Below are 13,763 nucleotides of genomic sequence, written 5' to 3'. Positions count from 1 at the left end.
CCCAACGCATTAACAATGCAACCCGACGCATTAACAATGTAACCCAACGCATTAACAATGCAACCCAACGCATTAACAATGCAACCCGACGCATTGACAATGCAACCCGATGCATTGGCATTGTAGAATATTGCCAAATTTAATTCGCTATGAATTAATGAAATGCTGTACTAAGTGTTGACGTTCGATCTAAAACCTTTAATTTACGATAAAAATTGCGATTTCTCTATAGGCTCTTTGAGACATACAGATGAAAGTAATATAGTAACGGTGGTATCATTGCATCCAAATGATACCGTAATTTTGTCTACATATAGAATTCTATCGCCCTGCCAACGGTAGATTATTTCTAAAAGGAGTTTGCTGCAATGTCCACAACACCAACTACTCGATTAATTTTAGAGACTTTACTCCCCCATCTGAAAGTAGCAGCAGCTTATGCCAATTTTCTGCAACCAAAAATTGCTGCACTTCCTGCTAAAGAACAAGCAAAAAACTTTTTTGCTGCCGCCCTTACTGATGCAGATGTGGCTATTCAAAATCTAATAGAAGTAGTATTACTGGCCACTTTCCCAGATATTCGCTTTTATGGAGAAGAATATGAAAGTTCTAATAATACTAAGTATTTTCGGGCTACCGAACTCGGTTCAGAAGGTGATTACTTAGTTACACTCGACCCGATTGATGGCACGAAGTTTTACATGGATGGACATTCTAATTACCAAATTATTCTCAGTATTCTAAATTCGGATGACTTTAAAGCAGTAATTGCTATTTCTCCTGCCCAAAACATTTATTTTTACGCCCTTCGAGGTGAAGGTGCTTTTAAAGGGACGTTAGAGATGAGCTTAGAAGCCTGTGCCCCATTACATATAACATCCGCCCAACCTGCTATTTTGTTGGGATGGGGAATGAATTCTATTGCTCATTTACTAAAAGATCGATATAAAGTAATCGATATAGCGACCGATTACTCTAGTGATATTCAGATTCCCAATCTTAATGGTATTCTTAGTGGCGACTTGAGTGGAGCAGTGATCAAATCGGGCAAATTTCTTGATAGTGCTGCACTTGCTTTTATTGCAAAGGAGGCTGGCTGGATTGTGACTACTTTGGATGGTTCGACTTTACCGCCATTACATACTTGTAAAAACTATAGTCTGCCTGGATTAATCGTAGCTGCCTCAAAATCTGTTCATCAAGACCTGCTGTCAGCGCTGCAAAAGACATCTCCGAAAATGAATGTAGAGACGTAGCAGTGCTACGTCTCTACAAGGGTTATGGATGATGCATATCTAATTTCACCAGATGTCTAAAGTGTAGCTGTTTGATGTAAAAGCAACTGGATACTATCTTCCACGACTCATATTTTTTTGACAAAATGAAAATCTGTATTGTTGGCGCGGGTGCAATTGGTGGATATCTAGGGGCAAAACTGGCCCTGGCTGGTGAAGCAGTAACGCTGATTGCGCGTGGTTATCATTTGGAGGCAATTCAAAAAAATGGTCTGAAGTTGCTCATGGCAGACGGTTCTAGCCAAATTGCTACTCCGACTTTGGCAACTAGCGATATTCAGTCAGCAGGGCCACAGGATGTAGTAATTTTAACTGTGAAGGCTCATAGTGTACCTGCGATCGCACCTCTTCTCCCGGCACTCTACAATTCTCACACAATGGTGGTGACAGCCCAAAATGGCGTTCCTTGGTGGTACTTCCGTCAGCATGGCGGTGAGTATGAAGGTACGCGGATTCAATCTGTTGACCCAGATGGGATTATTGAAGCTAGTATTGGTGCTGAACGCGCCATCGGTTGTGTGGTTTACCCGGCAACTGAGATAATTGAACCAGGTGTAATTAAACATATTGAAGGCGATCGCTTTACTCTCGGTGAAATCGATGGCACTAAAACAGAACGCATCCAATTATTAGCACAGACTTTAAAACAGGCAGGATTCAAAGCCCCAATCCGCAATCAAATTCGCACGGAAATTTGGATCAAGTTGTGGGGAAATGTGGTCTTTAATCCTATTAGTGCCCTGACTGGTGCTACTCTAGAGGATATTTGTCGCTATCCCCTCACCCGTGAACTAGCGCGGCAAATGATGACAGAAACTCAAGCGATCGCAGAAAATTTAGGTATAAAGTTTGGCATCAGTTTAGAACAGCGAATTAATGGGGCAGAAAATGTTGGTGCCCACAAAACCTCGATGCTACAAGATATTGAAGCTGGACGTGCTACGGAGATAGACGCGATTGTTGGCGCAGTGGCAGAATTGGGAAAACTCACTCAAATTCCCACACCTTATATTGATGCTATTTATGCCAGCGTCAAGCTGCTGGAGGCGACTAAAGTCAAGAGTTGACGTTTTATTATGATATTGGGGTGAAAGACTTATCAAGACGTAATATCATGTCCAACTTAATACTTAGGGACTGACAAATAAAAAAATACTCAAAAAACTCTCTCCTCCTTATTCCTCCGTGTTCTCTGTGTCTCTGTGGTTCGTTTATTTGGATAATTTATTTCTTGGAAGTCCCTTATGTCATTGCGAGCGGAATATAAAATATAGATTATGGAGTGATAATTAAGCAAAAAAGTTGATGACCACAGCAGTCGATAAACTCACTCTGGTTGAATATCTTGCCTACGATGATGGCACAGATGTTAAGTATGAACTTGTGGATGGAGAGTTGGTTGAAATGCCACCGGAAAGCGATAGAAATAACTTAATCTCTCTGTATCTACTTTCACAGTTTCTCAAGTTTGTCCCAATTCAACTTATCCGCCATAAAGATACAGAACTTGTGGTTATCGGCAACCGGACTCGTGTGCGACTGCCTGACTTGATGATCTTGACACAGGAGTTATTAGAAGCGATGTCTACGACGGGCTACGCCTACGCAGGAGGACGGGCTACAATCACTCCAGATATGCCTCCTCCAGTAATGGTGGTTGAGGTCGTCTCTCCCGGAAAGGTAAATGAGGATAGAGACTACCGCTATAAGCGTTCTGAGTATGCAGCACGAGGTATTCCTGAATATTGGATTGTTGACGCTGCTCAAGCCCGAATTACCCTGCTGACTCTGGTAGATGGACTGTATGAAGAAGCCGTGTTTCAAGGAACAGACGTTATTAAGTCAGTAACTTTTCCAATGCTGAATTTGACCGCAGTCCAAGTATTGACGGCTGGACAGAATATTCCCAATCCCTAGTACCCAATTCAATCAGGTTGTCTGCAATTGGTAAAAGTTGCGTTCAGCGCAGTGGCAATTTGGATAAAAACCTCACTTGCAGGTGAAGTGCGATCGCTGATTGCAATCGGATTTCCAGTATCACCACCGCTACAAATATCGGGATCAATGGGAATTTGCCCCAGCAGTGGCGCTTGTAATTCTGCTGCGAGTTTTTCGCCGCCACCACTGCCAAAAATGGGCGTGCGTGCGCCACAATCACCACAAATTAAATAGCTCATATTTTCCACAATGCCAAGAACAGGAACACCCACTTGGCGAAACATATATATATTACGTCGGACATCTGCGATCGCTACTTGCTGAGGAGTTGTCACGAGAATTACTCCACAAACAGGGCTTTCTTGGATAATTGTGATTTGAGCATCACCTGTACCGGGAGGTAAATCTATTAATAAATAATCCAATTCGCCCCATTCCACATCTTGCAAAAATTGAGTGATAATTTTATGCAACACAGGGCCACGCCATGCCAAGGGACGATTTTCTTCTACAAGTAAACCAACTGACATCAGCTTAATTCCCTGAACTTCTAGAGGTAAAAATTTATCACCTGTAGGAGTATGAATTACTTGAATCTCAGCTTGCCCTAAACCCAACATTTGCGGCACATTCGGCCCATAAATATCAGCATCTAGTAGCCCAACCTTTGCACCTTGTAAGCTTAAAGCGGTGGCTATATTGACGGCTGTTGTTGATTTACCTACGCCACCTTTACCACTAGAAACTGCTAGGGTGATTTTAACGCCAGGAATTGTACAAATTTGAATATAAGTTTTTTTACACCAAGTTAAAAATGATAGTTTAGACTGAACATCTGTCTGTAATTGCTGCTGATGGAAACCAATATATAAACGCAAGTAAACATAGTCATCAACTATGCGGAGATTTCGTACCATTCCTAAGCTAACGATGTCATTTTTTAAAGTCGGTTCGATAACTTGTTTGAGGAGTTGGACTACCTCTTGCTGACGCGGATCATTAACTTCTGATTGCTGAAATGGGGATTGGTGATCAGACATGGTTAGGAGAAGCTTAGTACGCAATTTCGTAAATTCGTGGTCACTTGAGGATTCAAATTTAAACGCAGAGGGGCGCGGAGTTGAGCGCAGAGGAGCGCAAAGTTTGTTTGACTATATTCACTACGGGCTTAGTTAAAGCTATACTTAGTTAATAATTGTAGATTGACTTGAGGCTTTGCAAAACCCAACATTTTCTTGTTTTTAATAATTTATCAGTATGTCTTACGCACTTGTACATTACCCAAATATTAACATAAAGTATATCCAGCAAATAAGGCAGAAATATGACCCACAATTTGGTTTAATTGAACCACATATTACACTTGTATTTCCCATAATCGAGTCTATCAATGAAAACGATCTCATTATGCATACTCATAGTATCTTGAGTAAGTGGAAAACATTTCCTATTTCTTTAAAAGGATTGCAAAAATCATGGGATAAATATCTGTTTTTAATGGTTGAAGAAGGAAAGGTAGATATTATCAAATTACATAATGAATTATATACAGATATATTAGCCAAATGTTGTAGAAATAATATACCATTTATTCCGCATTTAACGCTAGGAGTATTTACAAAAGATACAGATGATTTTTTGCAAGTGTTCAAAGAGGCGCAGGCTTTAGATTTAAATTATCGTTGTGTTGTCGATAAGCTCCACTTGATAAATATTGCTGATGGGCAACGATCAATAATTTGGAGTAAAGAATTTATATTACGAAATTAGCAAAGCTTTGCTCGTGTTGGCATTACTGAGTTACCAAAAGCGATCGCTCTCATTTAAATAATTCGTAATTCGCAATTCGTAGTTAATAATTACGAATTAGTAATTATTTTCAGTCTTCTCCAAAATTTCTCTAAACCAAGCTTCTTCCTGTGGCGATTGCACTATTTTTAAAGGTTGTGAATAATCAATTGCTAAGTCAAATCTAGCACGTTCATAAATTTCATTTAGTAACCTTTGTAAGTCAACTATTGGCTCAGGTTCTCCCTGACGCAAAGGCACTGGAAAAATAGGAATTGGGGTTTTTAAGTCGAAAGTATATAAATCTGCATCAGGTCTATTGTAGCTGCGACTAACTAAGATACTATAATCTGTGGCTGTTGCTCCTAAAACAGGCATTGACTCTCCTTGTCTCAAGAGGTCAATTTCTACCAAGTTGGTTGCAGAAGCCAAAATTTTTTGTCGTTTGTTCTCGTAAGCGGCTCTACCTTCTTTGGAGCGTTTATTTTTAGGGGAAAGTATTTCTATCACCGCAACTACTTCTTTGCTTTGAGTTGTTCGCACCTCTAAAAATCGTTCAGTTACTTGTTCGGGTATGGGGACTTTCACTTTACTGGGTTCAGTAAGTTTTGCAGTAGTCAAAGTTGTGCTGGTATCTGTAGTGTTACGGTTGGCAACGGCTACATCGGCAATTCCCACAAGTAAGATATCATCGACACTAGTATAAACTCGCTCCTCTATGGAAACTCGGTATTTAGGGGCGATTTGAGGAGTTAAATCGTCGGCAACAGCTACAATTAAACGATTGTGAACTTGATGCCAAAGTTCAGGTTGTTCCAAATACGGGTTCATTCCAGGAAATGGATTTCCCATTGTGCTTTCCCTTAGTTATTTACTGCTCCCTTGAGACTATTGTATCTGTTTGAATCTTTTGAATCGCCCGTTGTGCTTGGATAGATACTTCTTTATCAGGATCATCTAAGGCTTGTTTTAGGGGGTTGATAGCGTCGGGATGAGCTAAATTTCCCAGAGCAATTACTGCTTCTTTCCTTACATCTGCATATTCATCTGTTAATGCTTGAATTAATCTCGGCATAACTTGAATATCTGGAATCTTTTGCAAAGCTTGTGCTGCTGATTTACGCACTTGCCAATGTTCATCATTTAAGGCTGTTTCTAATGCGGAAATTGCTTGATTATTTGCATGAATAGTCAGAGATTTAGCTGCATTTCGGCGAACTTGCCAGTCACTATCATTTGTAAGTGCTTGACAAAGGATTGTAATCACTTCTGTATCTTGTAAATGTTCTAAAGTTAAAGCCGCAGCACGACGTACACTTGCTTCCTCGTCAAAGATTAGATTTAAAGCTTGTGGACATTTTTCTAGTTGATTGATATATCGCAGTGTTGTAACGGCTGCTTCTCTTAACTCAGGACTTTTTGATTCTAAAAATGGCAAAATATATGGCAAAGATTGAATATCATGTATCTTCCGCAAAAGCACCAAAATATTTAATTGAAGATTTACATCATTACTTTGAAGTTTATCTAGTAAAAGTAACAATTCGTCTTGTGTAATTAACTCATTTAATGCTGATGCAGCTTCAGTGCGAATATCTGTATCTGCTGAACCGAGACATTCAATTAAAGCCGGGATTGCAACAGGATTAGCAATTTCCCAAAGAGCAGATATTGCTATTTTCTGAACAGTAACACTTTCATCTTTCAAAGCGATGATTAAAGCATCTATTGTTTCGTCATCGCCTAGATGCTGCAAGGTTTTGACAGCTACTATCCGATCATTTATATCAGGCGATCGCAACATTTCCAACCATTGGTTTAATTCCAGATTATTACTTGTAGACATTTTGAATCCTCTAGAAATAATTACTTCTTCCACCAATGCACACAACTAGCGCAACAAAAATGGAATTTGTACAGTAATTGCATTGGTTGGACATTCTTTTTCACAAGGTAGACAAAACCAACACTCATCATATTTCATGTAGGCTTTGCCTGTTTCTGGATTTTTTGCCAATACATCCAAGGGACAAACTTCAATACAGGCTGTGCATTTTTCTAGACATTTCGATTCATCAACTATTACAGGAACGTCTATTCTTTGATTGATTAAAGCCATAAAATAACTCCATGATTTTATGCTGAAACTGTTAAACGGTCAAATAAATGGGGTAATCTTACATCTATTATCTCATGATTTTAGGTTGTTTATAGGCATTATGGAATATCGCAGAGCCAAGATAGAAGGAGGTACATTTTTTTTTACCGTTGTTACTCATAACCGCCGGGAGTTTATTTGTAATGCAGAGAATATTCTGCTGTTAAGACAAGCATTCAGAGAAATAATGAGCAAATCTCTATTTACTGTAGATGCCATTGTCATATTACCAAACCACATACACAGTATTTGGACGTTACCACCAGGAGACAGTGATTTTTCAGATCGTTGGCGATTAATCAAAAATTATTTTACCCATCATTGTGATATTCAATATCAAGGAAAAATCTCTAGATCACGTCAAAATAAAGGTGAAAAAGCTGTTTGGCAACGCAGATTTTGGGAACATCAAATTCCAGATGAAATTGATTTCATTCGTCATGTTGATTATATTCATTATAATCCTGTAAAGCATGGATATGTTAAAGCACCTAAAGATTGGAATTATTCAAGTTTCATTTTGTATGTAAATAAAGGAATCTACGATATAGATTGGGGTTCAGGAATAGAGATAGAATTTCCCGAAGATGTAGGAAATGAATAATCTATTAGTAGGTTGGGTGGAGGCGCAAGTTAGTATCTTGGCAACACAATGAATAATTTATATCGCGCCGTAACCCAACATTAAGGGATATTAATCTTAGCGAATAATTAAATATAAAAAATAGGTCTAGCATTCATTTTATCTAATAAATTGAGAGAGATAGTGTAAATATTTTCTGTTTTACCGATATCATGTGTTGGGTTCCACTACGTTCTACCTAACCTACGGGAGATAGCTAGCTATCACAGACACTACCATCTGGCATAGTAGTGGTAGTGTATATAATAGCCCCGCTGATGTTGGCATTTTTAACACCAGTCAAATTAGCATCAGTGAGGTTAGCCCTGTTGAGAGAAGCTCCGCTCAAATCAGCGTCGGTGAGATTAGCGCCAACCAAATTGGCAACATTCAAACCCACATTATTGAGACAAGCTCTACTCAGGTTGGCTCCACTCAAAACGGCGGTGAACATTTCGGAACCACTAAAATTAACACCAACCAAGTTAGCGTCGTTGAAGATACACTCAGTCAAATCGGAAGCACTCAAGTTGGCGTAACTCAAGTCGGCACATTCAAAGGTAGCGGAAATCATCATACTCTTACTGAAGTTAACTCCACTGAGATTAGCATTGGTGAAATCGGTGTAAGTAAAATTACCCTCACTCAAGTCAATCCCACTGAGATTAACACCAGTCAAATCGCTGTCGCTCAAGTCAACGTTCCTAAAATCTCTCTCTCCAGCAGCATACCTTTCCAGCAATTCTTCAACTTCCATAACTTACCTCTTGCATCAACTAACACGTATAAAGATAACCCACTCAATCTGTGGAACACTTTATTTGACCCCACCAACCCCTTCGACCTTACCTTCCAAATCACCGATCTCCCCACAGGACAACTAGCCGAAGCTCAAATCACCAAATTCGACTCCCAAGGTCGCCCTAACGGCGGCACCCTCCTCATCGACACCGACGCTAATGGCATCGGCTGGTTCATCGATCCCACCCCCTACGACAACAGCGAATTCACCACCTCCCTCACCGACACAGCATTCCGCGCCACCACAGGCGAGGCATACGGCAAATACGACCTGCTAACCAGCATCCTGCACGAAATGGGACACCTAGCAGGCATCATCTCCGGCTACACCGAATTCGATCGCCACATCCAAACCGTCAACGGCTCCAAACTCTTCCGAGGCGACAACTTCACCGCCACCCTCACGAATGACGGCAGCCACCTCGATTCCAAACTGTATCCCTTCGACCTAATGAACACCTCCCTCTCCCCAGGTGTCCGTAAACTCCCGTCCCTCATCGACCTGCAAATCCTCAACGCAGTCCGCTCCTTGGAGTGGGGAAGTGGGGGAGTGGGCGGGAATGCCTTGCAAGCGCCTCTCAACTCCGATCCCCTAATTGGCATCCTTAACGGCGACTTCGACACCCAAGCCGACTGGTCAACTCGTGGTGCAGCCAACATCCTCAACTCCCAAGCCATCCTCACCGAAGACTCCCCCTTTAACAGCAACTTCACCCAAACCTTTATCATCCCCTCACACGCCAAATACCTGCAATTCACAATCCTTGACACCCATCTAGGAACCAACTCCTTCGCCCCCAACGACGCCTTTGAAGTCGCCCTATTAGATGCCCGTACCCTCACCCCCCTAGTCGGCACATCCATAGGACTCACCCAAACCGACTCCCTCCTCAACCTCCAACAAACTGGTAATGCATACTTTAGTGATAAAGTCAAGATAGCAGGCGCAAACACCTCCGGCGACAAAATAGCCCTGAACACACCGCGCACCGTCAAAATCGACATCAGCAACATAGCTCCTGGAACCCTTGCCACCTTATACTTCGACCTACTAGGCTTCGGTGCAAAAGATGGCAAAGTGATCATCGATAACGTCATGCTAGAATGGCACTAAGAAAAGCCCAAAAGCCTGTGTAGCCTCGTTCCCAGCCTCCAGGCTGGGAATGTATTCCGAGAGGCTCCGCCTCTGGTCAAGAAAGAGGAGGCGGAGCCTCCCAGAATGGGTTCCCAGCCTGGAGGCTAGGAACCAGTCAGCGCAAGGGCTGTATCTTAACTTAGTGGCATTCCGTCATGCTACTAGACCTAGACCTAATTAGCCCAACAGCGATGGCTTCGCCAACGCCAAGGGCGAACGCAGACACAGCCACCACCGACCAAGCAAAACCAGTATTAATCAACATCCTAGCCAATGACAGCGACGCAGACAGCAGCATCAACCCCACAACCCTAACCATCAAAACCAATCCTAGCAACCGTGCGATCGCAATCAAAAGGGATGGTACAGCAAATTACGAAAATTTTAAAGAAGATTTCCACAGATAAAAATAATTGCAGCGTGAATTTTACCTGGATAATAGAGATATTTTTATAGTTGAAAGTTTTTGCATTTTTCTTCATGGTATTTGTTGGGTTCCACTTCGTTCCACCCAACCTACGGGCTAAATACATAAAATAGGTTTAGCATTAATCTTTACAATAAATTGAGAGATTATTATAGTGTGAATATTTTCTCTTTTCCCGATATTATGTGTTGGGTTACACTACGTTTCACCCAACCTACAGGAGATAGCTAATTAATTAACTCCAACAAATTTAAGAGTTCACTTATGATGAACTTTGGTTTTGCTTCTGGTGGTAAATTTTGATTTTTTCTGTTGTAATAGCAAAAATCAATATTGACTTGTGTTGCTCCTGCATAATCGTGCTTTAGAGAATCTCCAACATAAAGAACTTCTGTCGGTGTTAAATTTAACCTAGATAATGCATAATGGAATATCTCAGGAGATGGTTTAGCAAAACCAATTGCTTCAGAAACTACAACTTCTTCAAAAAAATGCTCAATTCCAGCAGCCTGCATTCTCGGTAGTTGCGCTGATATAAACCCGTTCGTAATGACAGCCAAACGATAATTGCGTGCGAGAACAGTTAGCACTTCATTTACATCAGGTTCCATTACAGCAAAATGATTAAAAATATGCCAGTAACTTTCACCAAGATTGCTGATTTGATCTGTTTGTATATCTAATTGAGCAAGTGTACTTTGATAAGACATCTCGATTAAGTCACGAGGAGAAAAAGTTTCTCGCTGTTTCCAATACTGGGAATTATAAGTTTCAAAGACTTGAATAAAATTAGTCTCACTGACTCCATTTAAATCTAAAGATACTGCACAATTTTCCAGCGCTCCCAGAATAGCTTGTCGTTCACATAGTTCAAAATTCAACAGTGTATTATCGAGATCGAAAATTATTGCTTCATAACCCATTTTTATGATCTTAGGCTGTATTCTAGAAAAGTTATTGAATTGTTGATGGTGCGTTTCGCTCCGCGACAACACACCCTACATTTCTAATTAATTAAGCTCCAGTATTCTTAAATACTCCTTCACAGCATTAAATAGTCCCATTTCTAAAGCATCTGCAATTAAGGCGTGACCAATCGAAACTTCAAATATGTTGGAAATTGAACAAAATTTCTCTAAATTTTGCAAGTTTAAATCGTGTCCTGCATTGACTCCTAAGCCAATTTCTTGAGCCTTCTTCGCCGCTTGTTGATACTCCTGAAAAACTGACTCTACATCATCCTTACGAAAAGCTGTGGCATAAGGTTCTGTATATAACTCTATGCGATCTGCGCCAATTTCTTTTGCATATTCAATTTGAGTTAAGTCGGGATCTAGGAATAGGCTGACTCGGATTCCCAGTTGTTTTAACTCTTGGATAATTGGTTTGAGCCAAAAGCCATTTGTAGCCAAATCCCATCCGTGGTCTGAGGTAAAAGCGTCAGGTGCATCAGCAACTAAAGTACACTGCGTTGGCTTTACATCTCGTATTATGTTTAAAAATTGAGATGATGGATTACCTTCTATATTGAACTCAACAGTTAGCATTTCTGCCAGATCATAGACATCTTTAGGTTTGATATGTCGTTCATCTGGACGTGGGTGAACTGTAACACCACGTGCGCCTGCTTGAATGCAAGTAGAAGCTGCATTAATTACGCTTGGTATACCAAAACTTCGAGAATTTCTGAGTAAAGCAACTTTGTTCAGATTAACACTGAGATTTGTCATCAGATTGAATATATTAGCTCACAGTTACATCATACAATTCTTTAACTGTATCTACTTCCACAATGTAAGTATCAACAGGACGCTTAAACAATATCATTTGTCCTGATTCATTTTTCTTTAAGTTGACATGACAAAACCATTCATCATCATTTTTCTCTGGATAATCTAAGCGGTAATGATAAAGACCCCAACGAGTCTCTTGGCGATATAATGATGCTCTGGCTGCCATTTCTGCACAGTCACGAATAAAATGCACTTCTAGACTACGCATCAATTCATGGGGATCACGAGCGCCCATTAAATCTAATGTTTCTTGATATTGGACAAAATGTTTTAAACCAATCTCGATTTTATTCCCTGATTTGGGTGGTTGCAGATAATCATTAACTAAGCGTCTTAATTTATATTCTACCTGGGTGTGAGGTACACCATTGGGGCGAGTTAAAGGTGCATAAATTCTGGATTTTTCAGCTTCTAAAAAATCTGTATCTGGTTCGATAAAATCTAAATCTTGGATATATTTAATGGCATGAGTTCCGGCTATGCGACCAAAAACAAATGCCCCAATCATGTAATTATGAGGAACGCTAGCCAGGTCTCCGGCTGCATATAAACCTGTGACGGTTGTTTGAGCATTTTCATTCACCCACACACCAGAGGCACTGTGACCACTACATAAGCCAATTTCGGAAATGTGCATCTCTACGCCGTGAGTGCGATAATCTTCATTTCTACCTTGATGAAAGCGTTCTCTACTTGGTCGTTCATTTGCCCAGAGTATGGATTCAATTTCAGCGATTGTATCTTCATCAAGATGGGTCATTTTGAGTTGGACTGGCCCTTTTCCAGAATTTAATTCTTTCCAGATTTCCAACATCATTTGACCACTCCAATAGTCACAGCTAATGAAGCGATTTCCTTCGGCGTTAGCTGTATGTGCGCCAAAAGGCCCAGCAACATAGGCACAGGCGGGGCCGTTGTAATCTTTGATTAAAGGATTAACTTGAAAGCATTCAATATTACTAAGTTCTGCACCTGCATGATAAGCCATTGAATAGCCATCTCCAGCATTGGTAGGATTTTCATAAGTGCCGTAGAGATAGCCAGAAGCAGGTAATCCTAATCTGCCACAAGCACCTGTACACAAGATGACTGCTTTCGCTTGAATGACAATATAATCTCCGTTTCTGACATCAAATCCCACCGCACCAATAGCACGTCCGGCTTTAACTAATACACGGGTTGCCATGACGCGATTTGTAACTTTGACTTTGTGGCGTTTAACTTGGCGGGTAAGAATTGTTTTCAGGTCTTTACCTTCTGGCATGGGTAAGACATATTTACCCACACGATGCACTTGTTTTAAGTCATAGTTGCCTTGAGCATCTTTTTGAAATTTCACACCCCAGCTTTCTAATTCTTGGATGACTTCGTAACCTAATTTGCCTGTTTGATAAACGGCTTTTTGGTTGACAATGCCATCGTTAGCCAGGGTGATTTCGCGCACGTATTGTTCTGGTGTAGAATGGCCGGGAATGACTGCGGTATTCACGCCATCCATACCCATTGCGATCGCACCACTGCGACGGATGTTAGCCTTCTCTAAAATCAGCACATCTGCATCAGGATTGGCTTGTCTGGCCTTGATGCCTGCCATTGTTCCTGCTGTACCACCGCCAATGACAAGTACATCTGTTTTGATCCACTGGGTATTGATATTCATAATATCAAGTATTTTTTATAGGTTTTTGCACAAAATACGGTAGACTTAGCTAGTTACTGTATTTTAACATTTTTCGTGATTTACAACAAATAAATTATCCAATATTGTCGGTATTTTTTTGATTTGGAAGTCCTTTATGGGACGTA

The 13,763-nt window shown here is 40.7% G+C and carries 15 protein-coding genes; 7 read left to right on the top strand and 8 right to left on the bottom strand.

Features of this window, described 5'->3' with window-relative positions; translation table 11 throughout:
* Nucleotides 1–368 precede the first annotated feature (368 nt).
* From V7K76_RS04250 to V7K76_RS04240, 3 genes are all read left to right on the top strand, one after another.
* Nucleotides 369–1,256, top strand: a complete 888-nt coding sequence (locus tag V7K76_RS04250; protein ID WP_334774511.1) for an inositol monophosphatase family protein — start codon at nucleotides 369–371, stop codon at nucleotides 1,254–1,256.
* Between the two features lie 125 nt (nucleotides 1,257–1,381).
* Nucleotides 1,382–2,362: a 2-dehydropantoate 2-reductase gene (locus V7K76_RS04245; RefSeq protein ID WP_334774510.1), complete on the top strand. Its 981-nt coding sequence runs from the start codon at nucleotides 1,382–1,384 to the stop codon at nucleotides 2,360–2,362.
* Between the two features lie 238 nt (nucleotides 2,363–2,600).
* Nucleotides 2,601–3,212, top strand: a complete 612-nt coding sequence (locus V7K76_RS04240; protein WP_334774509.1) for a Uma2 family endonuclease — start codon at nucleotides 2,601–2,603, stop codon at nucleotides 3,210–3,212.
* A gap of 8 nt (nucleotides 3,213–3,220) precedes the next feature.
* Here the strand turns inward: V7K76_RS04240 and V7K76_RS04235 are convergent, their stop codons facing one another.
* Entirely contained in the window at nucleotides 3,221–4,273 is a 1,053-nt protein-coding gene (locus V7K76_RS04235; RefSeq protein ID WP_334774508.1) for an Mrp/NBP35 family ATP-binding protein, read from the bottom strand.
* 217 nt (nucleotides 4,274–4,490) lie between these two features.
* Between V7K76_RS04235 and V7K76_RS04230 the strand changes: the two genes are divergently transcribed.
* On the top strand, nucleotides 4,491–5,003 hold the full coding sequence (locus V7K76_RS04230; protein ID WP_334774507.1) for a 2'-5' RNA ligase family protein: 513 nt from the start codon (nucleotides 4,491–4,493) through the stop codon (nucleotides 5,001–5,003).
* A 96-nt stretch (nucleotides 5,004–5,099) separates the two neighbouring features.
* On the opposite strand, the gene V7K76_RS04225 is transcribed toward V7K76_RS04230, so the two are convergent.
* From V7K76_RS04225 to V7K76_RS04215, 3 genes are read right to left on the bottom strand one after another with little or no spacing between them, the layout of a single operon-like run.
* Entirely contained in the window at nucleotides 5,100–5,873 is a 774-nt protein-coding gene (locus V7K76_RS04225) for a DUF4058 family protein (protein WP_334774506.1), read from the bottom strand.
* A gap of 19 nt (nucleotides 5,874–5,892) precedes the next feature.
* Entirely contained in the window at nucleotides 5,893–6,867 is a 975-nt protein-coding gene (locus tag V7K76_RS04220) for a HEAT repeat domain-containing protein (protein ID WP_334774505.1), read from the bottom strand.
* Nucleotides 6,868–6,912: 45 nt separating this feature from the next.
* Nucleotides 6,913–7,140, bottom strand: coding sequence for a 4Fe-4S dicluster domain-containing protein (locus V7K76_RS04215; RefSeq protein WP_012408944.1), 228 nt, complete (start codon nucleotides 7,138–7,140; stop codon nucleotides 6,913–6,915).
* Nucleotides 7,141–7,240: 100 nt separating this feature from the next.
* Here V7K76_RS04215 and V7K76_RS04210 point away from each other — a divergent pair, with 100 nt between their 5' ends.
* On the top strand, nucleotides 7,241–7,783 hold the full coding sequence (locus V7K76_RS04210) for an REP-associated tyrosine transposase (RefSeq protein ID WP_334774516.1): 543 nt from the start codon (nucleotides 7,241–7,243) through the stop codon (nucleotides 7,781–7,783).
* 235 nt (nucleotides 7,784–8,018) lie between these two features.
* Here V7K76_RS04210 and V7K76_RS04205 read toward each other — a convergent pair whose 3' ends face one another.
* Nucleotides 8,019–8,558, bottom strand: coding sequence for a pentapeptide repeat-containing protein (locus V7K76_RS04205; protein ID WP_334774504.1), 540 nt, complete (start codon nucleotides 8,556–8,558; stop codon nucleotides 8,019–8,021).
* A gap of 495 nt (nucleotides 8,559–9,053) precedes the next feature.
* Here V7K76_RS04205 and V7K76_RS04200 point away from each other — a divergent pair, with 495 nt between their 5' ends.
* Both V7K76_RS04200 and V7K76_RS04195 read left to right on the top strand, forming a co-directional pair.
* A complete protein-coding gene (locus tag V7K76_RS04200; protein ID WP_334774503.1) occupies nucleotides 9,054–9,716 on the top strand; it encodes a hypothetical protein in 663 nt (220 codons plus the stop codon).
* Between the two features lie 176 nt (nucleotides 9,717–9,892).
* Nucleotides 9,893–10,144, top strand: coding sequence for an Ig-like domain-containing protein (locus V7K76_RS04195; RefSeq protein ID WP_334774502.1), 252 nt, complete (start codon nucleotides 9,893–9,895; stop codon nucleotides 10,142–10,144).
* Nucleotides 10,145–10,391: 247 nt separating this feature from the next.
* On the opposite strand, the gene V7K76_RS04190 is transcribed toward V7K76_RS04195, so the two are convergent.
* The 3 genes from V7K76_RS04190 to V7K76_RS04180 all read right to left on the bottom strand — a co-directional run bounded on the left by V7K76_RS04190 (nucleotide 10,392) and on the right by V7K76_RS04180 (nucleotide 13,617).
* Nucleotides 10,392–11,087 carry an HAD family hydrolase gene (locus V7K76_RS04190; RefSeq protein ID WP_334774501.1) on the bottom strand — a complete coding sequence of 232 codons (696 nt, stop codon included), beginning with the start codon at nucleotides 11,085–11,087 and terminating at the stop codon, nucleotides 10,392–10,394.
* Nucleotides 11,088–11,174: 87 nt separating this feature from the next.
* Nucleotides 11,175–11,894 (bottom strand): pyridoxine 5'-phosphate synthase, encoded by a 720-nt coding sequence (locus V7K76_RS04185; RefSeq protein WP_334774500.1) that lies wholly within the window; start codon nucleotides 11,892–11,894, stop codon nucleotides 11,175–11,177.
* A 13-nt stretch (nucleotides 11,895–11,907) separates the two neighbouring features.
* Nucleotides 11,908–13,617 (bottom strand): fumarate reductase/succinate dehydrogenase flavoprotein subunit, encoded by a 1,710-nt coding sequence (locus tag V7K76_RS04180; RefSeq protein ID WP_334774499.1) that lies wholly within the window; start codon nucleotides 13,615–13,617, stop codon nucleotides 11,908–11,910.
* Between the last annotated feature and the right edge of the window lie 146 nt (nucleotides 13,618–13,763).

It is taken from the genome of Nostoc sp., from assembly GCF_036917975.1.
GTDB lineage: Bacteria > Cyanobacteriota > Cyanobacteriia > Cyanobacteriales > Nostocaceae > Nostoc.
This window is presented reverse-complemented; position numbering and strand designations above follow the sequence as displayed.